18 protein-coding genes and 1 rRNA gene are annotated in these 26,165 nt (G+C 51.8%); 7 read left to right on the forward strand and 12 right to left on the reverse strand.

Annotated features, from left to right (window positions below):
• Nucleotides 1–6 precede the first annotated feature (6 nt).
• Both LQ229_RS21000 and LQ229_RS21005 read left to right on the forward strand, forming a co-directional pair.
• Entirely contained in the window at nucleotides 7–1,734 is a 1,728-nt protein-coding gene (locus LQ229_RS21000; RefSeq protein WP_230192825.1) for an ABC transporter ATP-binding protein, read from the forward strand.
• On the forward strand, nucleotides 1,727–2,554 hold the full coding sequence (locus tag LQ229_RS21005) for an energy-coupling factor transporter transmembrane component T (RefSeq protein ID WP_230192826.1): 828 nt from the start codon (nucleotides 1,727–1,729) through the stop codon (nucleotides 2,552–2,554). Before LQ229_RS21000 ends, LQ229_RS21005 begins: the two co-directional genes overlap by 8 nt.
• Before the next feature lie 127 nt (nucleotides 2,555–2,681).
• Here LQ229_RS21005 and LQ229_RS21010 read toward each other — a convergent pair whose 3' ends face one another.
• The 7 genes from LQ229_RS21010 to LQ229_RS21040 form a co-directional block, all read right to left on the reverse strand.
• Nucleotides 2,682–3,875, reverse strand: a complete 1,194-nt coding sequence (locus LQ229_RS21010) for a hypothetical protein (protein ID WP_230192827.1) — start codon at nucleotides 3,873–3,875, stop codon at nucleotides 2,682–2,684.
• 206 nt (nucleotides 3,876–4,081) lie between these two features.
• Nucleotides 4,082–5,086 carry a carbamate kinase gene (gene arcC, locus LQ229_RS21015; protein WP_230192828.1) on the reverse strand — a complete coding sequence of 335 codons (1,005 nt, stop codon included), beginning with the start codon at nucleotides 5,084–5,086 and terminating at the stop codon, nucleotides 4,082–4,084.
• A gap of 90 nt (nucleotides 5,087–5,176) precedes the next feature.
• Complete coding sequence (locus LQ229_RS21020; protein ID WP_230192829.1) at nucleotides 5,177–6,538, reverse strand: ankyrin repeat domain-containing protein; 1,362 nt, start codon at nucleotides 6,536–6,538, stop codon at nucleotides 5,177–5,179.
• Between the two features lie 54 nt (nucleotides 6,539–6,592).
• Nucleotides 6,593–8,140, reverse strand: coding sequence for a xanthine permease (locus LQ229_RS21025; protein ID WP_230192830.1), 1,548 nt, complete (start codon nucleotides 8,138–8,140; stop codon nucleotides 6,593–6,595).
• A 116-nt stretch (nucleotides 8,141–8,256) separates the two neighbouring features.
• Entirely contained in the window at nucleotides 8,257–9,684 is a 1,428-nt protein-coding gene (locus tag LQ229_RS21030; protein ID WP_230192831.1) for a DUF1116 domain-containing protein, read from the reverse strand.
• A gap of 1 nt (nucleotide 9,685) precedes the next feature.
• Entirely contained in the window at nucleotides 9,686–11,230 is a 1,545-nt protein-coding gene (gene fdrA, locus LQ229_RS21035; RefSeq protein ID WP_230192832.1) for an acyl-CoA synthetase FdrA, read from the reverse strand.
• A gap of 3 nt (nucleotides 11,231–11,233) precedes the next feature.
• Entirely contained in the window at nucleotides 11,234–12,082 is an 849-nt protein-coding gene (locus tag LQ229_RS21040; RefSeq protein WP_230192833.1) for a DUF2877 domain-containing protein, read from the reverse strand.
• A 33-nt stretch (nucleotides 12,083–12,115) separates the two neighbouring features.
• Between LQ229_RS21040 and LQ229_RS21045 the strand changes: the two genes are divergently transcribed.
• Together LQ229_RS21045 and LQ229_RS21050 are read left to right on the forward strand one after the other, a co-directional pair.
• Complete coding sequence (locus LQ229_RS21045; protein ID WP_216540101.1) at nucleotides 12,116–12,406, forward strand: hypothetical protein; 291 nt, start codon at nucleotides 12,116–12,118, stop codon at nucleotides 12,404–12,406.
• A 99-nt stretch (nucleotides 12,407–12,505) separates the two neighbouring features.
• Nucleotides 12,506–14,194 carry a PucR family transcriptional regulator gene (locus LQ229_RS21050; RefSeq protein WP_230192834.1) on the forward strand — a complete coding sequence of 563 codons (1,689 nt, stop codon included), beginning with the start codon at nucleotides 12,506–12,508 and terminating at the stop codon, nucleotides 14,192–14,194.
• Nucleotides 14,195–15,079: 885 nt separating this feature from the next.
• Here LQ229_RS21050 and LQ229_RS21055 read toward each other — a convergent pair.
• From LQ229_RS21055 to LQ229_RS21075, 5 genes are all read right to left on the reverse strand, one after another.
• The gene (locus LQ229_RS21055; RefSeq protein ID WP_230192835.1) at nucleotides 15,080–16,858 is read right to left on the reverse strand and encodes an alpha-glycosidase; all 1,779 of its coding nucleotides are present in this window, start codon (nucleotides 16,856–16,858) and stop codon (nucleotides 15,080–15,082) included.
• Nucleotides 16,859–16,878: 20 nt separating this feature from the next.
• Nucleotides 16,879–18,552, reverse strand: coding sequence for an alpha-amylase family glycosyl hydrolase (locus LQ229_RS21060; RefSeq protein WP_230192836.1), 1,674 nt, complete (start codon nucleotides 18,550–18,552; stop codon nucleotides 16,879–16,881).
• Nucleotides 18,549–19,397, reverse strand: a complete 849-nt coding sequence (locus LQ229_RS21065; RefSeq protein ID WP_216540098.1) for a sugar ABC transporter permease — start codon at nucleotides 19,395–19,397, stop codon at nucleotides 18,549–18,551. The genes LQ229_RS21060 and LQ229_RS21065 overlap by 4 nt, the downstream gene beginning before the upstream one ends.
• Nucleotides 19,394–20,707 carry a sugar ABC transporter permease gene (locus LQ229_RS21070; protein WP_230192837.1) on the reverse strand — a complete coding sequence of 438 codons (1,314 nt, stop codon included), beginning with the start codon at nucleotides 20,705–20,707 and terminating at the stop codon, nucleotides 19,394–19,396. Before LQ229_RS21070 ends, LQ229_RS21065 begins: the two co-directional genes overlap by 4 nt.
• A gap of 84 nt (nucleotides 20,708–20,791) precedes the next feature.
• Nucleotides 20,792–22,105, reverse strand: a complete 1,314-nt coding sequence (locus tag LQ229_RS21075; RefSeq protein ID WP_230192838.1) for a maltose ABC transporter substrate-binding protein — start codon at nucleotides 22,103–22,105, stop codon at nucleotides 20,792–20,794.
• A gap of 463 nt (nucleotides 22,106–22,568) precedes the next feature.
• Between LQ229_RS21075 and LQ229_RS21080 the strand changes: the two genes are divergently transcribed.
• From LQ229_RS21080 to LQ229_RS21090, 3 genes are all read left to right on the forward strand, one after another.
• Nucleotides 22,569–23,600 carry a LacI family DNA-binding transcriptional regulator gene (locus tag LQ229_RS21080; RefSeq protein WP_216540095.1) on the forward strand — a complete coding sequence of 344 codons (1,032 nt, stop codon included), beginning with the start codon at nucleotides 22,569–22,571 and terminating at the stop codon, nucleotides 23,598–23,600.
• A gap of 5 nt (nucleotides 23,601–23,605) precedes the next feature.
• Entirely contained in the window at nucleotides 23,606–25,567 is a 1,962-nt protein-coding gene (locus tag LQ229_RS21085; RefSeq protein ID WP_230192840.1) for a glycoside hydrolase family 15 protein, read from the forward strand.
• A 498-nt stretch (nucleotides 25,568–26,065) separates the two neighbouring features.
• Nucleotides 26,066–26,165: ribosomal RNA gene (locus LQ229_RS21090) — 16S ribosomal RNA — on the forward strand; the annotation flags it as partial.

Raw genomic sequence — 26,165 nt, forward strand, 5'->3', positions numbered from 1 at the left:
CAACGAATGATTCGATTTCAAGATTTCAGCTTTCAATATAAAAACGTAACCGAACCGACACTCAAAAATATTACCCTGGACATTCATCCCGGCGAGAAAATATTGATCGCCGGCCCGAGCGGTTCCGGCAAGTCGACATTGGCCCATTGTATCAATGGGCTAATTCCATTTACGTACGAAGGAAAGTTCACCGGTACGTTTACGATCGACGGAAAAAGCACGACCGAACAGAGCATCCACGAAATCAGCAAGACGGTCGGCACGATTTTGCAGGATCAGGACGGGCAATTTATCGGCTTGTCCGTGGGCGAAGACGTCGCTTTCGGGTTCGAGAACGACGGCGTGCCGCAAGCGGCCATGATCGAGGCGGTGCGGCGCGCGCTCGACACCGTCGACATGCTCGATTGGATTGAGCAAAGCCCGCATGACTTGTCCGGCGGACAGAAGCAGCGGGTGTCCTTGGCCGGTATTTTGTCGACGCAGGCCAATGTGCTGCTGTTCGACGAGCCGCTCGCCAATCTCGATCCCGCCAGCGGCCGCAAAGCGATGCAATTGATCGAGGAAATTCATCGGCAAACGAACAAGACGATCATCATTATCGAGCATCGCATCGAAGACGTGCTTGAGCAGCCGATCGACAAAATCGTCGTCATGGACGGCGGCGAGATTCGGGCGGCAGGCAAGCCGAACGACCTCCTGGCTACCGACGCCCTGCGCAGCCACGGCTTGCGCGAGCCGCTATATATCGAGGCGCTGAAATATGCGGGATGCAAGCTCGATCCGTCCGCGGCGCTTACGCCGCTGGCCAAGCTGGATCTGGCGCCGCATCGGGCCGCCTTGCTCGAATGGTACGGCGAGCCGATTCACCCGAATCGCACAGCCCCCATCGATCCCGCCACCGGCCAAGCGGACGCCAAACCTGCGCTGCTGTCCTTAACGGACGTCAGAGCGTCCTATGACGGAACGCATGAAATCATCCAAGGCGTCTCGTTTGATATGCAAGAGGGAGAAGTTGTCGCGCTGCTCGGAAATAACGGAGCCGGCAAATCGACGTTAAGCCATCTCATTACAGGCATTATGCGTCCGACGGCCGGGGAGATCAAATTCGCGGGCGAGAGCATGAACGATTGGAGCGTTCGCTGCCGCGGGGAACGGATCGGATATGTGATGCAAAATCCGAACCAGATGATTACGCAGCATATGATCAAGGATGAAATCGGAATCGGCCTCAAAGTGCGGGGAGTTGCGCAAGACCGGATCGACGCGAAGGTGGAGGAGTTGTTAAAAATATGCGGCTTGTACCGTTACCGCAACTGGCCGATCTCCGCGTTAAGCTACGGTCAGAAGAAGAGGGTCACGATCGCCTCGATCCTTGCCATGGAGCCGAAGCTGATTATTTTGGACGAGCCTACGGCCGGACAAGATTTCAAGCATTATACCGAATTTATGGACTTCATCGCCTCCTTGTCCGCGAACGGCTTATCGTTCTTGTTCATTACCCACGACATGCATTTGGCTTTGGAATACACGGAGCGGGCGATCGTGCTGTCCGGCGGACAAGTAATCGCCGACGATCGTGTCGCCGACGTCCTCACGGACCGCGGCGTGATCGAACGGGCCAATCTGAAGGAAATGTCGTTGTCGAGGCTGGCCGAAGCGGCCGGATTGCCGTCTTCCTCCCGGTTTGTGGAGCATTTTATTATGCATGAAAAAAAGGTGAAGCAACATGAGTAAAATGGGTACATTATATACGCCTGGGGACAGCATTTTTCACCGGATGGACGGCAGTGTGAAAATTATTCTGTTCGCGGCCTGGACCGTCACGACGTTTCTGTTTCTCGATTTGCGGGTATTTCTCGTCATGCTCTTCGTGAGCTCCGTCATGCTCGCCTCGGCCCAAATTCCGTTTCGCCGCATTCGCGTGCTGCTCTGGTTTATGACCGTTTTCAATATATTCAATGCCGCCTTTATTCTCGTCATCACACCCGTGCACGGCACGGAATTGACAGGCACGAATACGCCGGTAATCAATATCGGTTATAACTGGATCAATGCGGAAACGTTGTTTTACGTCTTAACGTTATCCGCCAAATATTTGACTTTGCTGCCGATCAGCATCGTCTTTATTTTCACGACGCATCCGAGCCAATTCGCCAGCAGTCTCAATCGGCTCGGCGTACCGTACAAGATCGCCTATGCGGTCAACATCGCCTTCCGCTACATTCCCGACATCCAGTCCGAATTCCGCAACATTACGAATTCGATGCAGATGCGGGGCATCGGCTTCCGCAAAGGAGAGGCGCCGCTGCTGCAACGGATCAAAAATATATCGTCCATCGCCGTTCCGCTCCTGTTCTCCTCGTTGCAGCGCATCGAGGTCGTATCGAACGCGATGGAACTGCGCGGTTTCGGCACGAACAAACGCCGCACCTGGTACAACGCCACGAAGCCTGCCGTTTCGGATTATATGGTCGCCGCCGTTTGCATCGCCGCGGTTGCGCTGGCGGTTTGGCTTAAGACGAGTGTGCTCACATCGTTCTGGTATCCGTTCTGAACCGGCCGCTTTTTTTACCGTAATCGATTAGCCAAACAAAGAGGGAACGAACATGCATCTATAGCGACTTTTTTTATCCGCCAATAGAGCGCATTCGCTCCCTTTTTTCTTTGCGCAACGATGTTTCTTATCGAATTTTTTTCCAGTCGATTCCGTTATTCGAAATGGCTATCCTTCCGTCGTCGCCGTAGCCGACTAACGTGTTATCGTTCGCCTGAATGACATCCATGGAATTAGGCACATTTTTATCAAGATTGATTTGTTTCCATTTCGCTCGATCGGTTGAGACGAGCGCTTTCGAACGGATCACCCCGGGGCTATGCCAATATTGCGTGAAAATGATATAGTTTTTGCCTGCTTTGAATGTCGGAGTACGGTGATAGTTGGTCGGAAACAAATCCCGTCTGCTCTGAATGGTAAAGCTTTTTCCATCCTTCGAAGTCAAAATATTCCCGTAATAATCGTATAATGTGATGACGCCATCGGCGGTGTACTTCTCGACATCATAGTAATAATTGGTGGACGGAATATCGTTGACGACAAATTTATAGAGCATTCCGGATTTCACCTGGCCCGATTGCATGGTCCAATCTTGCAGATTGTTCGAGCTATAGACAATCATCTCGGCATATCGTTTATCCTTGGAATCGACCAAAAACTGATTTCTGCCGAATGTTGCCGGTTTATTGTAAAATATATATCCGCTGCCGTAAGCGGTGTAGACCGACCCGTTCCATGTAAGAAAGTATACGGTCGACGGAATGTTTGCCGTTTCGGACCAAACCATACCGTCCGCAGAAGTGAACAGGATCGATCCGTTTTCCGTTCGATACTGTTTCGCGATCAGGATGTATGTTCCATTGACATACTGAACATTTACAATAGTAACGGCCGGAGCGCCGTCAGGAGTGAGATGCAAGATAGACCATTGATCGCCGTTATCGGAGACGTAGATCGGGATCTCCTCATACTCTTTGTTCACATGCATTTTGGACAAATAAAATTTGCCTTGAGCATACATGACGGAGTACATGTCCGACGTTGGGGTCTTGCTTGTCGTCCACGTTTTTCCGAAATCGTGCGTGACGTTAATATAATCGTAAGTAACGGCAATGATGGTTCCTTTTTCATCCGCGGCGAGAGAAATAATGGAGTCGCCGGTAGCGCGTTGAAATACGACCGGGAATACGATCGGGTCTTGATCCGCAGTGTTCTCAGACGCATTTTCTAATCCGGGCGTTTTTTGACCCTCGGCTTGTATGATTCCGGGGGAGACGAGCAATAGAACCATCATGTGCACTAGCAAAAGAAACTTCTTCAACAATAATCCCTCCAAATGATTTTCCAAATTCCTTTATAGAATATATCGGACATGTCGGCTGTTGCGATTAATTTGATCAAGATGTCCGTTTGTCGATATCCCCTTCATTCAGCAAACCAAAGGCCGGCTATTTAATGTTAAGCACACGACGACACTTCACCAAAAAAATAAGCCAACCGGATCGTCCCGGTTGACCTATTTCACCTTTAGAGGCCGGTTACATGCCGTCCGGCTTCCACCTGTTCCTTTCCGCCTTTGCCTTGATTGACAATATGCGTGCCGGCCTTGTTCCGGATCGCATCCCCCAGATGTTCCGGATTCGTAATGATCACTCTGCGGCCCGGCTTTTCCAGGAAGCGGAGGCTGGCTTCGATCTTCGGCAGCATGCTTCCCGCCGGAAAATGCCCTTTCTCCATAAACGATCGGGTCTCCTCGACCGTAATTTCCTCGAGCGCTTGCTGATTCGGCTTGCCGTAATGAATGAAGACTTGGGGCACGCCCGTCGTAATGATCAGCGCTTCCGCATCGATTTGGCCGGCCAGCAGACTGGTCGCGAAGTCTTTGTCGATGACGGCGTCGATACCGTTATACGTTTGCCGCTCCGTTTTGACGACCGGAATGCCTCCGCCGCCGACGGCGATCACCACATAACCGGATTCGAGCAGCGATTTGATGACATCCTTTTCCACAATATCGATCGGTTGCGGCGACGGAACGACGCGGCGGTATCCGCGTCCGGCGTCTTCGGCCATGATCCAATCCGGATTCTCGCGCTTCATCTCTTCGGCCTGCTCGAACGTGAAGAAGGAGCCGACCGGCTTGGTCGGATGGCGGAAATTGGGATCGTCGCCGCTAACCTCCACCTGCGTCACGACTGTGGCGACCTTCTTGTCGATATTACGGCGAATGAATTCATTCGTCAGCGCTTGTTGAATTTGATAGCCGATACCGCCTTGCGTATCCGCCACGCAATTGACGAGCGGCACGGCATCCATGCCCGCGGCTTCATGGGCCAGTTCGCTTCTTCGCAGCGCAAACCCGACCTGCGGACCGTTGCCGTGGGTAACGACAACGTCGACGCCTTCCTGCACCATATCGGCGATGTTGGCGGCGATTTCACATACGGCTTCGTATTGATCTTGAACCGATTCGCGGCCGTGATCCTTCACCAAGGAGTTGCCGCCGATCGCTACCACAACAAATTTCCCCACTGTACCCCTCCTAAGCGATGAATGGTTCTATTTTTGCAAAAGTGTATTCGACAGTGTTAACGCACAGCGTTCGAACGAAGCGTATTGCAGTTAACGTTCGCCAAGCAATTCCCGGCGCATGCGGTTCGCCCGGCCGTGACCGGGATCCGCGGATAACGCCAGACTGATGGCGGCCAGCGCTTCTTCCTGCCGCCCCAACGCATGCAAGGAATGAGCTTTCTCGCAGTAATAATCCGCATTGGCGGGATTGTAGCCGATCGCGGTCTCGATCTCCTTGACGGCCTCTTCATAGCTTCCCAGCAAGGCGAGCGATTGCGATCGGTGCAAATGATATAAAGGATTGGTCGGGTCGGACGCAATCGCATTCTCGATCGCCGCGGCCGCTTCCCGATGCCGGCCAAGCGATCGGAGGCTGTTCGCCTTATGGAACGAGAAGTCGTATCGATGAGGTTGCCGGGCGAGCAGACGATCCATTTCGCCGACAGCCTCTTCATGCCATCCCAATTCGCGCAAGTAATTCGATTTATGATAGCGGTAGAACGTCTCGCCCGGGTTCAGCGCGATCGCTTTATCATATTCCTTCAGCGCTTCTTCGGGCTTTTTCATCATCCGCAAGGCGTTTGCCGTATAAAAATAGAAATCGAGATCGTCCGCGTCCGCTTCAAGCGCTTGACGATAAACGGCGAGCGCTTCTTCATACTGCTTCAACTCTCCCAGACAAAAGCCCTTGTAATACAATAAATCCGTATTGCCGCTGTCTGACGCCAGCGCCCGATCGATTTCGGCAACAGTTTCATCGTACCGGCCGGCGAGCGCCAAACGGCGCGCTTCCCGAACGGCCGGCCGATCCTCCGCATACTGCTTCCGCAATATCGCCGCAACCTTGTCTTGCTTCATTTCTTCCGCATGCTGCAGCGCCGATTTGCCGTCGCGATCCGGCATATCAATATCCGCGCCTGCCTCGACCAGCAACTGGACGATATCGGAGTACAGGCGTCCGCCGTTGCCGAGAACGACCGCCTCCAGCAGCGCGGTCCAGCCCAACTGGTTGGCGTGGTTGACCGCAATTCCCGCCTCCAGGCATACTTGAACGGTTCGCAAATAGCCTTTTTCGCTGGACGGCAGCAGCGCCGTTCCTCCAAAGCGGTTGACGCTTGCAATATCCGCTCCGGCAGCCAGCGTCAAACGCAATATTTCATGAAACCCGTTCGCCCCGGCACAGAGGTAAGGGGTTAACATCGTAATATCTCTCGCGTTCACGTCGCTTCCCGCCTCGATCAGCCTTGCGGCCACATCGATCCGGTTGGCTTGCGTCGCCGCCATCAAGGCGGTGCGGCCGTTTGCGTCCTGCGCATGGACGGAGGCTCCTTTGTCCAATAGCCGCTCGACGATTTCCATATTTCCTTGTTCGCTGGCATGAATCAACTCGATATCCCATGATTCGTTATTCATGCGTGTAGCCCCCTTTTTCCGTAAATTCATGATCTATGCAACCTATGAAGCCCCTTAAGCCTCTGAAGCAGCCAATTGCTTCTCCGGGTCGTTGCGGTCTGCAAAATGTTTATAAACGAACAGAGCGGCAACCATCAAATAAGCATATACGAACGGCATCAGCGCTTCCTGCGCAAATCCGACCGTCGGCGCATGGATAATGCCGAAGAGCGACAATCCCGCCGCAATGACGGCGAACGTAGCGGCGCGCAGCGGCCGGTTCAAGATGGCGAAGATGGCGATCGAGCCCCACATAATGCTGCTCAGCGGCGCGCCGTTCCCCAAATGAACCAGACCGTTGTAATAAACGCCCTTCGCGCTCAGCGTATCGATGCCGACTTTGGCCGCTGTCGTTTGCGCCGCCGTCAACACGTTATTGGCCAGCGACAACGCCCAGTTCGCAATCCAAGGGAATAAGGTGATAAATATGACCGGCACTTCGATTTTAGGCGTTTCGCGCACGACTTGGTTCGCCGTTACGACGCCTACGTAGACCAATATCGGAACGATGGCGACGACCGGAATGACCGCCAGCAGCAGCGCTCCGATCCCGAAGAGGGCGATAATTAACATGGATAAGCCGGATGCCACCGTATACCCGATTCCGGCGCCGATCGATTTCCAGCCTGCATGCCCGATATAGACGGTTACCGGGAAGGGATTGCCGGCAAAGGCGCCGATGCTCGAGGCAATGCCGTTTCCTAGCATGACTTTGCGGGTATTGTAGGAATCGCCCGCAGCATGCGCGCTCTCGATATTTTCCAAGTCGAAAATATAGTTCGCCAGTCCGAGCGGAACGGCCGATGCCAGATAAGGAAGGGCATGCGGGATCCCTTGGAACAAGCTGACGACATGCACTTCAGGCGGGTTGAACCCGAGCGTATGCAGCGCCGCTGTAATCGCTTCCGGGCTTTGTAAGCCGAAGATCCAGGCTAGAGCCGTACCTACCGCCAGCAGGAGAAAGCCTGTCGGTATTTTTTTGAATATCGGAGATTTGCCGAACCAGTTAATAAAAATAATGATCAAAACGACAAATGCGACAACAGGCGTTTCAAAAGATTGCAGCATCGGATTCATGGCGAGCAGCAGCAGTCCGAGACCGGATAAACAGGACAGCAATACGGTTCTCGGAACCATTTTGCGAATAAAGTCGCCGAGGAACGAGCCCGCAATTAAGATGAGCGCTTCGAAGAAACACCATACCAATGCGATCTGGAACGCAAATTGCGCGTTATTGGTTTGCTGGTATACCGGCAAAATAACGAGAAATGTAACGGTAAAAATGGAAGGAGCGCTAGGACCGGACGGCAAAGCCGTCACGTCGAGTCTCCCGCTTGTCTTGGCAAGCTTGTACCCGAAGTAGCCGTAAGCCATGCTGGCGAGAAAGATCGAGAGACCGAAAGCGGGCACGATTCTGCCGTAGACCATATCGTCGGGAAAACCTACTACAAATAACAATAATGAAGCCATTGTCAACAGATTGGTTAAATTGTTGGCGAGCAAGCCGAAGTAGGCGGCCCAATCGCCTCGTTTCCATAACAATCCCTTTAATGCTTTGTCCATGTCATTGCCTCCTTAAGGTAGGTCGGTGAATAGTAGGTCAAATGCCGGGAATGCGATTCTCTCTCCCGCCGCAGGCGAACCGGCGGCAGGGGAGAGGGGCGATGCCAGGGAATCCGCTACCCGATCCGTTCGCTTAACGCAAGCAGCGCTTTCTCGAAGCAATCTGCCGGCGGATGGGTAATGCCGGCGCCGATCATGCCGATTCCCGGTTCTTTATGCGCAATCGCCGTATTAATGACAGGCATAATGCCCGTTTGGACGACCTTGCGAATATCGATGCCTGTCGGAACGCCTTGGAAATTCAATAGCGGGATCGTGACGTTCGGATTTTCGGCCGTCGTAATTTCCTTCATTTGCGTAGAATAGTTAAGCGCTTCGTCGACCGTTCCGCCGACCAGCGCCACGATCGCCGGCGCGGTTGCCATCGCGAACCCGCCGATGCCGTACGTTTCCGTAATGGCGCTGTCGCCGATGTCGAGCCCCGCATCTTCCGGCTTATAGCCGGCGAACATCGGTCCGACCACCTTCTGGGCGGGACCGGTAAACCAGACGTTGCCCGGCGCGCCGCTCACGCGGATGCCGAATTCCACGCCGTTGCGGGCCATGGTCGTGACGATCGTGCTGTTCTCGATGCCATGCGCCGCGTCGAGCGCGCATTTGCATAATGCCATCCAAGTCGGCCCGGAGAAATAATCGCTGCTTGCGACGAATTGGAATACGTCAATTTTGTCCTGCGTGCTGTAATTCGTTTGCAAAATAAGCGGCGTCAACGCCTGGATAAGCAAGGTCGTCCCGGCATTGTTCCGGTTATGGCATTCGTCGCCCATATGAAGCGCCTGCGCCAGCATCAGGCGCAGATCGATGCCGTTCTCGGACAGCTTCATCGCGTCCCGCAGCATAGGGCCGAGCACGTCTCTCATCCAGTTGAGCCGGGCGATGACCGTCTCGTCATTGGCGCCCATCCGCAAAATTTTGGACAATTGTTCGCTTAGATTCGTGTAGGCGACGTTGCCGTACGTTTTGTTCTCGACGATATGCATGAACATGGAGGCCGAAGTGACGCCCGCCATGGAGCCGACGCAGTTATGCTCATGGCACGGCGAGAACGTAATTTCCCCGGATGCGGCAAGCTGCGCCGCTTCCTCCAAATTGCTCGCGAGCCCTTCGAACACGAGCGCGCCGGTAACGGCGCCCTTCATCGGACCGCTCATACGTTCCCAATCGATCGGCGGTCCGGCATGCAGAATCGTCGTTTTGGTCATGCCCGGCACGACATTGATCGCCTGGTCGAACCCGGTCAATACCGGTTGCGACCGGATAATCCGTTCCACCGCCAACTTGTTGGCCGCTTCGATTTTCGCCAAGATATCGGGCCGTTCCAGCTTGTCGAGCGCGGCGATCAATTCGGGCTTGCCGCCGCCCGGCGGTTTCCACTCCAAATGCGTAACCTTCGTTTTTTGCTTAATCAAATCGTCCTTGAACATTTCCAAACCGACGTTGATGACGTGAAGTTCGCGATCGAATAGTTGGTTAATGTTGTTCATATTATACTCCTTTCTCAACGAAGCCTCTGGCCAGAAGTCCGGCGTTCGTACTGCTGCTGGCATAGGTAACTCCCGCGGCAACCAGCTTTTCCAATTGCTCGCCGACCGAAGGGGTGTCCAGATCGGTGCCTAACACATAGCCGACAATTTCGAGATGCCTTCCTTCTTGTTCGGCCAGCCGCTTCGCTTCCGTAATCGCAGGGAGCATGACGCCGACAGGATCTTCATGCGATCCGAAGCCCAGTACGAAGTCCATCAGAATGACGCCGACCGACGGGTCCTTCGCTTCCTGCATAAATCGTTCGATCCGCGTGGACGGGTCGATCATCGGATGCGGCTTGCCGTTCGTAAATTCGTCGTCCCCGAAGTCGATAAACGTATGCGCCTGGCTCGTATGAATATCGGCAAGCCGGTATTCCGGGCTTTTCGGAATATTGCTGTAGACGTCCGCATATTTCTCCATGGCCAAGTACATCGCCTCGTCGCAGAGCGTACCGCCGCAGAATAATCCGCGGATATATTTCTGCTCCGGCTTCAGCTTGGCTTTGATCTCTTCAATCAGCGGCAGATTGAGCGGATGCTTATCGATCGTACTTTCATCGACGCCCGATAAAATAACCGCCTTCAGCGCCGCTTCTTTGGTCGTCTTGGCGAAATGTCCGCCCGCTTGAACGACAGCTTCTTCGGAACCGCCGATAAAGCAGACGACGACCGGTTTGCTCATGCTCTTGATTTCCGCCAGCACTTTCTGTTCCACGCTCTTGGCAGGCGGTTTGGAGACGAGTACGATGACTTTCGTCGCCTGATCCTCGTTCAACGCTCTCATGCCGTCGAGCATCATAATGCCGCCTACGCGTTCGCTCAAATCTCTGCCGCCCGTGCCGATCAATTGCGACACGCCGCCGCCGAAATCGTGAATGCGCACGCTCACTTCCTGGCTACCGGTGCCGGAGGCGCCGACAATGCCGATGCTCCCTTTCCGTACGGCGTTGGCAAAGCATAATCCGGTATTGCCGATTATGGCCGTGCCGCAGTCCGGGCCCATCATGAGCAGCCCGCGTTCATGCGCGATCGTCTTCAACTCCACTTCCTCGTCCACGCTGACATTGTCGCTGAACAGCATGACATGCAGGCCGCGTTCCAACGCTTTCTTCGCTTCACGGGCCGCGTAAGCGCCATTGACCGAGATGACCGCCAGATTGGCGTCGGGGATCGCGCTTGCCGCCGAGTCGAGCGTGGAATACTTGATTTCGCTCGTTCCTGTGCCGGCGTCCTTTTTGTCGAATAACCGCTCGACCTCTTCGTAAACGCTTTCCGTCAGCTCGACGGATACCGTCTTGACGACGATCATCAAGTCGCTGTTTTTCGCTTCCTCCAGCTCAGGAGTCATTAAACCGACATTTCGCAATACTTCTTTATTCATTTCCGTTCCCATCGCGATAAAGGCTTGATCCACGCCTTCAATCCGATTCGCTTTCGTCGACAACGACATGAGAGAGACGGAATCAAAGTAAGTGTTCTTTTTAATTACAATTTTGGTCGCCATATCTTACCTCCATCTATGTTGTGCTATCAGTTCCAAACCGTGTATCAGTCCCATCGCGATATCCGTTCCGGACGAGGATCCGATGTTTAGCACCGCCTTCAAACAGCGAATCGCTTGTTCCGGATCGCCGTCCGTTAACGAGCGGAGCAGTTCGACGACGGACTCCCTTACTTGGCCGGCCGCCGCTTTGATCAAACCCATATGGCTGATCGGATTCGTCAGCCCGGCCGCCTCGTTTGCGATATCCGCGCAGAGCGGCCGATACCGCCGAAGCGGGCTGTTCGGCAAGTTGACAATGGTAAACAAACCGAGCAAATAATCGTCGCCCGAAGGGGTCAGCCCCGGACCGAGACCGATTAATGTTAGCGCATGGTCCCTTGCGCCTGCCGTATCGCCCTTCGATAAAGCGAAGAGAAGAGAGGAGGAACGTTCCTCCAACCGTTTGGAGACTTCCGCATCGAACAGATTGTCTCGGGCTGCCGCTCGTTTCATGCCGCCGTTTTTGCCTTCCAGTTCTACAAATGCTTTCGCGGCGATCAGATTGCGCCTGAGACGCCGATCGTCGAGCGGATAGTTCGGGAGCGCGCTTTTCCATGCTGCGGCATCAGCGATCGAGACGGCCAGTTTGCGTTCCACGTACAGCATCGCACGATCCGCATAGACTCGATCGCCGGTGGCAATGCCCAATCCGGATAAACGGCCGGCCCGGATCACGATCGTATTGGGCCCGTTATCGATCGTGCAAGCCGCAATCGTGTACAATTCGCCGTTTTCAGTACATTGCACGTTAACGGTTCGATCGAACCGGCTGTGGACGGATCCAAGGAATGCGGAATTTCGTATACGTTGCATGAATGCCGCGTCTCCGGACGTTGCAGCGCTTACATGAAGCGTTCTGTCGACCCGGCTTGCTTCGCGATTGATGATCAGGCGGATTTCCCCTCCTTTGCATGTGATGAAGTAGCTTTTCCGGTCAGGCGCAATTCCTATCGAAAGCCGCTTGCACCTTTTTGGATCAGTGAAATCTATTGCCCGAGCATGGGCGAAGGTGCTAGAATAAAAGCAGATACATGGCAGAAACTTGGTCAGCTCTCTTTACTTTTTGAAAACTTTGTGAAATATTACACAAAATCTTTCGCGGTCTTTCACAAACCGTGCCTGACACCATTATTGTAGATGTTTATCAGCGTAATCGTCATTGTACAGCGAGACTAAAAAGAATCGATTTCCACTGGGCATATTGCACAATGGGGAAACCGAAGGAGCGTGCGATGGATGTTGACGGTAAGAGAACTGCTCAAAATTAAAGCGATCGACGGCATCAAAATCGTTGCGGGGGAGAAGGGGCTGGACAACGAAATTTCGATAGTCAATATTATCGAAAATCCGGATGTCTTCGACTGGCTCACCTCGAACGAACTGCTGCTATCGACAGGGTATATTTTTAAAGACAGCGAAGAATTGCAAAATAGAGTCATTAGAGAGTTGGCGGAAATTAATTGCGCCGGCTTATGCATCAAGATGAAACGTTATTTTGACCGACTTCCTAAGAACATGATCGATTTGGCGAACAAGTACGGGCTTCCGCTGCTGGAATTGCCTTTCGAATATACATTGTCGCGGGTGATCGCAATCATTAACGAGAAAACGAATGCGGATTACGACGCGCTGAACCGCAGATCGCTCGATCTCCATAACGATTTGTTTCGAATCGCCCTGGAAGGAGGGGGGCTCGAGCAGATTTCGGCGGAATTGTCGGATACGATCCGCAATCCGGTCGTCATTCTGGATCGGGATTGGAATTTGCTTCATTATACGGACCGTAAAGACAACGGTACGCCGCTTGCGCAATTTCTGCATCTGGCCAAGAACAGGCCGGCGTTCCCGCTCGCTTTCACGGATACGATCCCTAAATATATCAGCGACATCAAAAAATCGATCAAACGCATGTACTGCGCGAACGGGCTGGAAATCAAATGCCATATTATGCCGATCGCCGTAACCGATTATGTATACGGTTATATTGTCGTGCTGCAAACGGTGCGCGGGTTGGAGGAGTTCGATTATGTGGCGTTGGAGCACGCGGCGACCATCTTGGCGCTCGACCGGATCAAGGCGAGGGAGATTACCGCAGTCAAACTGCGAATCAGGCAAGATTTCTTCGACGATCTGCTTACCGGCAAAATTACATCCGCGGAAACGCTGCAAAGCTTGTCCGATTTGCATGGCCTGAAGGTAGACTATTCCTATTATTGCATTGTCGTTCATATCGAACCCGATGCAACCTATGAAGATATGGTCCATCGCAGGTACGAACTCGAGCATACGGCCAAAAAATGCGCCGATCTCATCTACGGCATATCCGGCAAAGCGGCAGGGGAGTTGACTTGCTACTACAAGAACAATCAGATCATCGTTTTGATCGGTCGAAACGAGAACAAACCGCCCGTCCCGATCAGCGAATCGAAATCTTTCGCTCAAGAACTGTACGGCCTGCTTGCCGGGAAAATAAACAACACGACGTTCCGCATCGGAATCGGCCGGGAGTACCCGTCGATCTATTCGCTGCACAAGAGCTTCTCCGACGCCCATGAGACGATCCGGCTGATGTTGAGGTTTAAGGATACGAAAGCGGTCTCCCATTTCGATGACTACGGCGTATATCACCTGCTGGATACGAATATGAAAATTCCGGACATGGAAAGCTTCTTCCTGCAAACGTTGGGAGCGGTGCGCGATTACGATCAAGAGCACGGCGTCAGCCTGATCGACACCTTGGAGTATTACTTCGCCCATCAACAAAATGTAAGCGCGGCCGCCAAAGCGATGTTTATTCACCGCAACACGTTTATTTACCGCATCGACAAAATCAAGGAACTATTGCATACCGATTTGAAAAATGCGGAGGAACTTCTGCAAATCCAATTGGCGTTGAAAATTTTCCGTTTGTTGAATAAAGGATAGGGATAGGGGGAGGAGGGATTAGTTTTCGTTATAGCAATTTATACGATTGCTTTTCCTCCTTTGTCGACATCCCCTTTGTTCAGTCTCATTCCGTTCGTCGATATCCCTTTTGCTCAGTATCGTTCCATTCGTCGACATCCCTTTTGCTCAGTGTCAACCCGTTCGTCGATATCCCCTTTGTTCAGTCTCATTCTGTTCGTCGACATCCCTTTTGCTCAGTGTCTTTCCGTTCGTCGATATCCCCTTTGTTCAGTCTCAATCCGTTCGTCGACATCCCTCTCGTTCAGAGAGCCGGTCGCAACGATTTTGTTGTGAACATGCCGGCATAAACAGCAATCCCATTTCTTGTCCCGGGTTCGCCGGCCAAACTGGCGATTCGTTCTTTATTAACTTTATAGCAATTGATGCGCCCCTCAGGCCTGAGCGAGAGGGATTTTGACAAAAGGCGTAAAAAAGAGGTCACTTCGGAGTTCGCGAGCACGCCAAAAGGTTTTTCGCAAGGTTTACACTTTTGAAAAAACTATTAAAGGTAAAATATGGAGTTAATTTGTTGATTTGGACCGGTGAGAGAGAAATAGCGGTATTTCCTGGAGCTAAATTTGGCAGGTTTGGCAGATGTATAGATTTTCCATGAAATAGCGGTAGTTTTTGGCGATAATGAGGTGATACAGCCGTTTAGCTACAAATTAACGCCGGTTTTTGGAGTTAGTTAGAGTGTGGGAAGTGTAGATCGCCGTGCACCGGTTAGTTAGATTGAGGAAGTGTAGATTGCCGTGCCCGGTTAGTTAGAATGCGGAAGTGCAGGTCGTCACGCCGTGCCCCGGTAAACGGAGCAAAAAGGAGCCATCAGAGATATTTCTTCAGACAGCTCCTCATTATTTTCCACTAAACTTTATGCAAAATCCTGTAACCGTACGGCGGCAGCGATAATTTAGCCTTCCGCCCTTCGACGGCAATCGCTTCTCCGCTCAATTCGTCGTTCCATACTCCTTCCGGCAGCGCCATGTCGATCGTGCGCGCACGTTTGCCGGCATTCATCGCAATGACGAAATGATCCTGGTCGTTCCAACGTTCGTACACGAGCCGCGAGTCGTTCGCTTTGGCATGCAGGAAGCGGAATTCCCCGTTGCGCAGCGCGGCATACCGATGTCTCAGCGCGATCGTCTGCCGGTAAAACGCATGCAGCTCGCGATCCTGCTTCGACTCGTCCCATTCCATGCATTTGCGGCAACCCGGATCGTGTCCGCCGGTCAAACCGATTTCATCGCCGTAATAGATGCATGGCGTTCCAAGGAACGTGAACTGGAACGCCGCCGCCAGCATCATTTTGCGCTTGTCGCCTTCGCATAGCGTCAATAAACGAGCGGTGTCGTGGCTGTCGAGCAGATTGAACGTGGCCTCGTTCGCTTGCAGCGGATAACGGAACAGCTGCGAGTAGATATGGCCCGCGAATGTCGCGCCGTCGGTCCGGCCCAGCGCGAAGAAGTCCAGCACCGCGTTCGTAAACGGATAGTTCATCAAGGCGTCGAACTGGTCTCCTTGCAGCCACATCATCCCTTCGTGAAACAGCTCGCCCAATATATAAGCGTCAGGATTAACGCCCTTCACAACTATACGGAACTCCCGCCAAAATTGGTGATCCACCTCGTTGGCGACATCCAGCCGCCATCCGTCGATGCCGACTTCCTCGATCCAGTAACGGGCCACCTTGAGCAAATATTCCTTCACTTCCGGATGCTCCGTGTTCAGCTTCGGCATATGCGGCTCAAAGGCGAAGGTGTCGTACGTCGGCACCTTGTCGATCACTTCGAGCGGGAATTGCCGCACATGGAACCAGTCTTTATATTTCGAGTGTTCGCCTTTCTCCTTCGCATCGAGAAACGGCGCGAACGTGCCGCCGCTATGATTGAAGACCGCGTCCAGCAAGACGCGTATGCCGCGGCGATGGCATTCGGACACTAACGTTTTCAACGTTTCGTTCGAGCCGAAATGCGGATCGACCTTGAAATAATCGCGCGTATCGTATTTATGATTCGTTGTCGCCTCGAAGATCGGCGTGAAGTAAATTGCGGTAATGCCCAAATCCGCCAAATAATGGAGATGATCGATCACGCCTTGCAAGTCACCGCCGAAGAAATTATAAGGCGTCGGTTCGCCGCCCCAAGGCTCCGCGCCTTCCGGATCGTTAGCCGGATCTCCGTTCGCGAAGCGTTCGGGGAAAATTTGATAGAAGACCGCATCCTTGACCCAGGCCGGCGGTTGGAATACGTCGCCCGGGTTAAGGAACGGGAATTCGAACAGCCCGAGGTGCATGTCCGGAGCGGCTTCGCTGAACCCGCGCTCGGTCATCCAAACGGTCTCGCCCGTATCGCGCTTCTTGGACCGCGCACCCCCGGCCGGCCGCGCTTGCAGTTTGAATCCGTAGCATAGCCGGCGGAAGGGAGGCTTCACCTCCGCTTGCCAATAATCGAACAGTTCGTCGGAACCGATGATGCGCATGGGAACGGTTTGCATTTGATTCCACGGCAAGTATTTGTCCCCATAGATGACTTCGGCGTTTTGCACGTCCGCACGCTTCGTCCGCAGCCGTAAATGGATCGTTTGCGGGTCGTATGCGTAGGCCCAATTTTGTTTCGGACGATGATAAACCGCTTCTAGGAACATAGATATCCTCCTCAAATGTGTTATTTTAATAGGACGGTAGAGTAGGGCGGAAGATCCAACTGCCCGTCGGATAACTTGGCACCCGTTCCGCTGGCCAGGGCAAGCGTAGAGAATGAAGTATCCCGTACAGCGACCGATTGCCGCTCGCCCGATAAATTATGCAGAACGAGCGCCTTTTCTTGGTTCGTTATTCTTGCATAGGCGAGCACGCTCGCGTTGTTCGCGTTATAAGATACGATATCGCCGTTTTGCAAGACGGCATGTTCGTTGCGCCATTGAATCATTTTGCGATAATGATGAAGAAGCGAATCCGGATCCTGCAATTGCGTCGAAACCGAGCTTCCCCCGTCTTTATTGTAGAAAGCGGGCATCCACGCCGTTTGTCCCGTTCCGGCAGAACTGTCGTCCGTCTCCGCCCAAACCATCGGTTCGCGAATGCGCTCGTCCGGTTTCATGCCAAGCATGCCGATTTCCTCGCCGTAATAAATAAATGGATTCCCAGGCAGAGTTAATAAGATCGAAGCGGCCATTTTGGCGTGCTCTACCTTTCCGTCCAATTCGGACATGACCCGATTCTGATCGTGATTCGTAAGGAAAATAGCGTCGATAAACGTTCCTTGAGACGATTCCTTGTAAAATTGGTAGCTTCGGCTTAACGCAAACCCGATATCCGACGCTTTCTCCGAGCGGGCGTTCGACAGAATCGTTTTCGCTAGATCGAAATTGAAACAGGAATCAAGCGCTTGATTGAGATAAGGCCCGATCGTAGCCGTCGTATCCCATACTTCGCCGACCAGATAGGCGTTCGGATTGACTTCGTTCAAGCCGGCGCGGAATTCCTGCCACCACGCCTTGTTTTTCTCTTTCACTTCTTGGCTTGCTGCGTTCGATTTGAAATCCTCATAGATATGTTTGGCCGCATCGAGCCGGAAGCCGTCAAACCCTTGCTTAAGCCAAAATTGGCCGATCTTGATCATTTCCGCCCGTACTTCAGGGTTGTCGAAATTCAAATCCGGCATTCCTTCCCAGAACACGCCCAAGTAATGGTCGTTCCCGGAGGAATGCCAAGGGTTCGAGCCGGTAGCCCCGTCGGTGGCAAGTTTCTGTCCCGGTTCGGCCCAGGTGTACCAGCTCCGGTAAGGGCTGTCCGCATCGGCCGCGGCCGCTTGAAACCATGGATGCTCCGAACTTGTATGGTTGACGACCAGATCCATCAGCACTTTGATGCCGCGGCGATGCGCCTCGTCCAGCAATTCCTTCAAATCCTCCATCGTGCCGTATTCCGGGTTGACCTCGTAATAATCGGTTACATCGTAACCGTGATAGCTGGGCGACGGTTGAATCGGCATGAGCCATATGCCTCCAATCCCCAATTCCCGCAAGTAGTCAAGCTTCTCCGTCACCCCCCGCAAATCCCCGATTCCATCGCCGTTCGAATCGTAAAAACTCCGCACGAAAATTTCATAATAGACGGTAGAAGGCTGTTCGTGAAGATCGGCTGCCGCAAGGAGCCCGTCGAAAGCCGGCACATTCCCGGAAGCCGTCCGCTCACTCTGAACACCGACATTTCCTCCGGCGGGTTCGACGTTCGAACATGCGGCAGTCGTAACAACGATCAGCACAACAGCCCATAATATTGGGAAGACGCTGCGCCCCATCCGCGAATGGCGTCTTTTTGTCCGCCGGTAATTCATCCTTTCGACGCTCCCGCCGTCAGGCCTTCAACCAGGAAGCGCTGCAGGAAAATGAATAGAATCGTAATCGGCAGGGCGATCAAAACGGCTCCGGCAGCGAATGTCGTAAAATTGCTATTTTGAAAATTCGCAACCATATCCCAAAGGCCGACCGCTACCGTCCATTGTTCTTTGGAACGAAGTACAAGGCGCGCAAAAATAAAATCGACCCAGCCTCCGACAAAGTTCGTTAAGGCAACGTACGTGAGCATCGGCTTGGACAATGGAAGCATAATCCGCGCAAAGATCGTCAAATGGCTCGCTCCGTCGATCCGCGCCGCTTCTTCGAAGTCTTTCGGAATCGAATCGAAGTAGCCTTTCAATACAAAAGCGCCCAGCGAAGCCCCCGCCGTATACACGATAATCATAGCCGCATGCGTGTCGAGCAAGTTCAATTGCATCAGTAAAATATAAATGGCGATCATGCTCATAAAACCGGGGAACATCCCTAGCACAAGCAGCACCGTTAACGACAACTTGCGTCCTTTGAAACGGAAGCGCGATAATGCGTACGCCGTCATGGTAACTAATAACGTGCCGAAAATCATGCTTAACGTCGTTATTTTTAACGTGTTCAAATACCATTTGCCGAACAAAATGCTTTTGGACGTGAACAGTTCCTTATAATGCGCAAGCGTAAATTGTTCCGGAATTAAAGTAGCGCTAAACAAGGACGTTCCGGGGCGGAAGGAAGACAGCAAAACCCATAAAGCAGGATAGATGCAGCAGATGGCCGCGATAATCAGAAAAACGTAACTGGCCGTCAGCCGCAATGTCGATTTCCCGGTCCGGTTTGATTTTTTCATCGGATCATATCCTCCTCTTTAAATGAACGTGACCTGCTGTAGCTCCAAATGGACAAGGAAGCGATAATTAGGAAAATAATAATGCCGACTGCGGACGCCATGTTGTATTTATTGTTGTTCAGCGTTAATTTAAACAACCAGGTAACCAACAAATCGGTGCTTCCCGCGTACTGGTAATTGCCGTTGACAGGATCGCCGTTCGTTAGCAGGAAGATCACGTTAAAGTTATTGATGTTTCCCGCGAACTGCATAATGAGAATAGGAACCGTCGTAAATAAAATATACGGCAGCGTAATCGATTTGAATTTCATCAACGGACTAGCCCCGTCGATTTCGGCCGCTTCGTACAAATCCTTCGGAATTGCCGTCAACACGCCTAGAATAAGCACCATGGAGACCGGTATGCCGACCCACATATTGACAATAATGACCGTCACTTTCGCCCAGAACGGGTCGGTAAGCCAAGGCAGCTTTTCCAAACCGAAATAGCCTAAATATTGATTGATCGGCCCGAATTGCCCGTTGAACATATTGCGCATGACCAGCAGCGAAATTAATTGGGGAATGGCGTAAGGAATAATGAAAATCGTCCGCCACAGCGTTTTGAAACGGATTCCCGCCTGTTGAATGACGATTGCCACGAACATGCCGCCGAAGTAAGTCGTTACCGTTGCGATTACCGCCCAAATGACCGTCCATTGCAGCACGCCGAAAAACGTCCTGCTCCACGATTTCAACTGCATCAGATTGATAAACGTATCGAATCCGACCCAACTGACCAGCTTCATGGGCGGGACATATTCGGGAGACGAATAGTTGGTAAAAGCCAGCAAAACCATAAAAATGATCGGCATAATCGTTAGGAACAAAATTCCGATCGCAGGTACGGTTAACAATACTTGCGGGAAGTTTTTATCCATCAGACTCGCTATATTTTTACGGAAAGAAGGGGCCTTCCCGCCTTTCTCGCGCAATTTTCCCATATCGTAAGCGTCTTTGACTGCATAAATGTAAAATGCGATAAAGATCAATAACGCCAAAACAGTGATCAATCCGCCGATCAGCAAATAAATGGAGTGGTCTCCAGCCACGTTGACGACTTTTTTGCCGACTCTTTCGAATTTGCTCGGCGTTTCTCCGAGCGTCGTAAGCCCCCATAGCGCATGCCCGAGATTGGCGATGAAATAATATAGTCCGAACGCATCGATACATAGGAACAGCAATCCTTTTATAAACTGTTTATTGTAGATTTGTCCCAAACCAGGCGCGAGCAATGATAACAAGGCTGCTTGCTTACGATGATTGCCCATTCTCATCCGGTCTCCTCTCTAATGGAATCACCCGTCGCCGGAGCGGCAGCGGGTGAGAGATCCATTATTCATACTTAAACTAGGTTAATTTGATGCGCCAATTGACTCATTGATTTGTTTCACTGCGTTATCGAGAGCTTCTTTCGGATCTTTTCCTTCGTTCCAAACGGTCGACATAGCGGCTTTAATCGGATCCCATACGCTTCCCATTTCCGGAATGCTTGGCATCGGCTGCGAATTTTTGAATTGCTCCAAGAAGCCTGCTACGATTTCATCGCCCGTCACGCTCGGGTCGGCCGCAGCTTCCTTATTGGCCGGCAACGCGCCCGTTAATTGGAAGTCAAGCAATTGCGCTTCTTTCGTGGAAGCGAAATGAGCGAACAATCTTGCCGCATTTGGATATTTCGAGTAAGAGTTAACATACCATGCTTTGATGCCCGAGAACGATACGGAAGGTTTTCCGTCAATCGAAGGGATGGGAGCGACTCCGAAATTAATGCCGGATGCGCGAATGTCGCCGATCGCCCAAGGGCCGTCAATATTCATCGCCAGCGTTCCGCCGGTAAATAATCCCTTTTTAATGTCGTACGTTACGTCACCGGATTTGACCGGCAGCACGTCTTTGCTTAACGAAGCGTACACTTTAGCGCCTTGCACGGCTCCTTCGTTGTTCAGACCGATGTCGGTTTTATCCGTTCCGTTGTTTCCGAACACATAACCGCCGGTTGTAGCCAAGAATGGATATGCGAAATAGAAGTTGTCAATTTCCCACATAAAGGCGTATTTATTGTTTTTGATATCGTTAAATGTTGCTGCGAATTCTTTAACCTCATCGTAAGATTTCGGAGGATTCGGCACTAAGTCTTTGTTGTAGAACATCGCATAGGTCTCAATGGAACGAGGATATCCGTACAAAATTCCGTCATAGGAAGCGCCTTGAACCGCAATTTCCGAGTTGGCGCTGCGCGCTTCTTCTTCAAAAACGTCATTAGGAAGAACAAGACCGGCTGCGACCGCTTTGCCCAAATTGTCGTGAGGGAAAAGTACAACGTCCGCACCGAGGCCGGCAGGCCCGTCATTTGTCAGCTTCGTCACTTGATCTCCTGCTCCGACCTCATCCATCTTCACAGGAATTCCGTATTTTTCTGTAAACTGTTTCGCAATTTCTTCCACGAAAGGTCGTTCTTCTTTACTTTCCCATACAAGCAAAGTCGCGCCCGGTTCAGGTTCAAGCCCTTCAATGTCTTCCCCGGCTTCGCTATCCCCGCCTGTTTCCGGTGCCGGCGCTTCCGTTTGCGTTCCCGAATTCACGGGCGGTTCCGCCGACTTTCCGCCGCCGCATGCAGCCAAGGTAAGCACCATTGTAAGAGTTAGAATAAGTACTAGCATTCTTTTCATTTTTCGAACCCCTCCTGAAAATTGTTGGTTTCCTTTGAAACGAATTCGTTTTCTAAGCTAACGATATTTCGCCTTCGAGCCTGTTCGGGAAGAGCAAGCATCTGAAGAAACGCAGCTTGTAAAGGCGACAGCGCTTTGTGCAAACGTTTGTACTAATATGCGGAAAGGCCAACTTTTTTAGCCGAAAGCATAAAGAAATTGACGCTGCAAACGCTATCTTTATGGTTTGATCATACATGATATCGATTGATGTGTAAAATCGTTTGCACAGATGGTTTTTACGGAAAAAACGTATAATTTCTTACCTTTCCTCCCGATTACGGCAAATATCAAATGAATTGAACGAATTTACATTGCTGTTTTCGCGATGATGTGCACTTGCTTTTCGTATTTACATTTCAGCGTATTTGCGCTAACATGGAGAAAACAGTTGGTTCAAACGGTTGCACTGTGGAGGGATAATATGTCTGTTACGATTAAAGATGTAGCCAAAAGAGCGGGGGTCTCGCCTTCAACCGTGTCTCGCGTTCTTTCGAATCATCCGAGAATCAGCAGAGAAACGGTTGCGAAGGTCAAACGCATCATGGAGGAAATGGGCTACCACTCCAATATTATGGCGAGAAGCCTTGTTTCCAATAAAACTTTTACGCTCGGGATGATTTTGCCTCGGCCGGCGGAGGAGTTGTTTCAAAACCACTTTTTTGCCGAAAATATTCGCGGTATCACGACTCAAGCCTCCCGGAACGGATATGACGTCCTGATGACGTCCGGCAGCAGCGAGAACGATGAAATCGAAGCGATTACGCGATTGGTAAAGGGGCGTAGAGTGGACGGCATTATTTTGTTGCAGTCGCGCAGGAACGATCCGATCGTGCAATTTTTGCAGGAACACAAGTTTCCATATGTCTTGATCGGAAAAAGCGAGGACGTTCCGGAAGCATATTGCGTCGACAACGACAACGTGCAAGCGGCATACGATGCGACTTCGCATTTGATTTCGCAGGGACACGAACGAATCGGTTTCGTCAGCGGGCCGCCTAATCTAACCGTTTCCTCGGATCGGCTTGCCGGGTACCGCCAAGCGATGGAACAGCATAAGCTCCCGATGAATCCGGAATGGATCGTGGAAGTGGAGTTTTTGCAGGAGAGCGGATACCGGGCCATGTCTTTTTTTATGAATCAACCGGAACGGCCGACGGCGTTGGTTGTCATTGACGACAGCGTCGCGTTCGGGGTGATGCGCGGATTGACGGAGCTTGGCTTTCGAGTTCCGGAAGATTTGGCGTTGATTAGTTTCAACAATATATACTTGTCGGAGCTTTCGAGCCCGCCGCTAAGCAGTGTCGATATCGGCATTTATCAGTTAGGGTATATGGCTTCGCAATTATTGATCCGTTTAATTCAGAACGAAGCGGTTCAGCCGAACCGAATGATCGTACCGCATCGTTTGGCGATCCGCGAATCGACATTACATCATATTTCGAAACGGAGTTGAACTTAGTGAACACTTACTTGGACAAAAAGCCTTACTTGATCGATGCGGTTATTGGAAATTCCCGTTTTCTCGCCTCTTTGACGAAGACGGGAAGGATGGTACGGTTATGGTGGCCGCATGTTGATATCGCTCAGCATGTCGAAACGATCCGCAGCGGAATTCGGTTGGACGGAGTGGGTGGCAAGACGAGTTGGTTCGACGGGGAGGAAGACGGCTGGAAGCATGCCGCCCGATACGTACCTCAAACGAATATATTTGCCGTTGCGGCAAATTCGGACAGATGCCCTATTTCGGTCGAGACTCATTATTATGTCGTACCCGGGCAGGATATCGTTGTTTTCGATTATCGATTCACAAATCGAGGGACGGAGCCGGTTCGTTTTTCGTTTGTTTTTTACAGCTCGTTAATGATCGGGGAAAACCCGTTCTATCATACAAGCCGCTTTGACGATGAGAACGATGCGATGGTTCACTTTCGGCATCAAGTTTTTTTTATGGCTTCGGGTGCAAACGTATGCACAAAATATCAAGCTTGCGATGCGTGGGATAATGCGCAGAACGGCGCTTTAAACGGGAATAACATCCAAATGGCCCCGGACGGAGCGATGGAATGGGAATTTGCCGAGCTTGCGCCGGGACAAACGGTGACGATGCCGGTTTATTTGACCGCCGGCAGCAGTTTGGCCGCCGCGGCCGCTGCGTTGCAGCATGCGAAGAGCCGTACGGCGGATCAATGGGCCGAGCAAACGGCAGCCTATTGGAAGCGATTTTTGCAATCGGCCAAGCCTTGTCCGCTTCCCGGAGTTGAAATAAACGATCTGTACGAACGCTCCTTGCTGGCGATGAAACTGATGGCCGATGAACAGAGCGGCAGCATTATTGCGGCGCCTGAATTCGACGAACATTTTTCGCGATGCGGGGGATATGCCTTTTGTTGGGGACGCGACGCCGCATTTATTACTACCGCGCTGGATAAGGCGGGATTGACGGATTTATCAACCCGTTTTTACGATTGGGCGTTAACGGCGCAGGACCCAGACGGCTCGTGGCAGCAGCGCCATTATCACGACGGCAGCCTTGCCCCGTCCTGGGGGCTGCAAATCGATGAAGGCGGCTCGATCCTATGGGGTATGTTCGAACATTATCGCGCATTGCCCGAACGGGAGCGGGATTCGTTTGCGCGCAAAGTATGGTCGGCGATCAAGGCGGGCGCGCAATTTTTGGCCGAATTTATCGATGAGGAAACGGGGTTGCCAAAGCCGAGCAACGATTTATGGGAAGAACGGGAAGCGGAACATACGTATTCCGCCGCCGCGGTATACGCCGGACTAAGGGCGGCTTCGCGTTTCGCCGAACTGATGGAAGAAGAGGAACTTGGCGCACAATGGCGCGCGTCGGCCGGGCGCATATCGGAGAGCATCGTCCGTTCATGTTGGAATGATGACAAGGGCATATTTTACCGGGGAGTAAAAAGGAAGATCTCGCGGGAACAATACGAAGAGGCTTTATCGCGGAATGTGCCGGTTTCGCTTGCGGAAGACGGCAAAGGATATCCGATTTGCCGTTTGCAATACGATGATGTAGTCGACGTCAGTCTTCTTGGCGTCTCCATGCCGTTTGCGGTGATTTCTCCGGACCATCCTTATGCCGTTCGAACGGCCGACACGATCGAACAAAGCTTAACCGTTTCCGGAGTCGGAGGAATTCGGCGCTATGAGGATGATGTATATATAGGAGGAAACCCGTGGATTTTAACCACGCTTTGGCTCGCCCAATACCGTGCCGTCAACGGTCAAACGGCGGAAGCGCGGGCTTTGCTTCAATGGGCTATCGACCACCGCACGGAGATGGGGTTGCTTCCCGAGCAAGTCGATCGCGAGACGGGGGAGACGGCTTGGGTCGTTCCGCTTACCTGGTCGCACGCGATGTTTATTTTGACAGTTCACTTACTGGCGGAACAAGAATGATGTCGGGATCGCCCACGCAATATTATTAGTTGTAACATTTTTTTAATTCGCAAGCTTTAATTCGCAAGCCGTACCCGCAGAATGCAATATGCTCCAGCGCATTGGTTCTGCGGTTTTTTTTGCCGATCATTTCGTAATTTCCAATTGTAAAAAATTGTGTGTTGAAATGCGGCGCGGATTTGTGATAAATTATTTCTTGTCGCTTCGGCGGCGCCAACGAAGTTCAGGCGAAGCTTGAACGGATGATGGTATCTATTCCGACCAACATTTTGGAAGGAAGTAGAAGTTGACTTTTATAGAACGATTTGATATGATGAAATTCCTGTTCGACGTGATTCGACGTTAACGAGTGCGAATGAAGTCGACGGGGTAAGTTCTTTGAAAACTGAACAAATGGATCGCGTTAATCAATAATTGAGAACGACAAGTTCTCGTCAGCAACGAAATTTTGAGCTATTCGGCTCTTTCATTTTGATTTTCTTATTCTTAAGAAAATCTTTCATGGAGAGTTTGATCCTGGCTCAGGACGAACGCTGGCGGCGTGCCTAATACATGCAAGTCGAGCGGAGTTCGTTTTGTAGCTTGCTACGAAGCGAAC

Origin of the sequence: Paenibacillus sp. CECT 9249 (assembly GCF_918697855.1) — a bacterium.
In the GTDB taxonomy this organism is placed as follows: Bacteria; Bacillota; Bacilli; order Paenibacillales; family Paenibacillaceae; genus MSJ-34.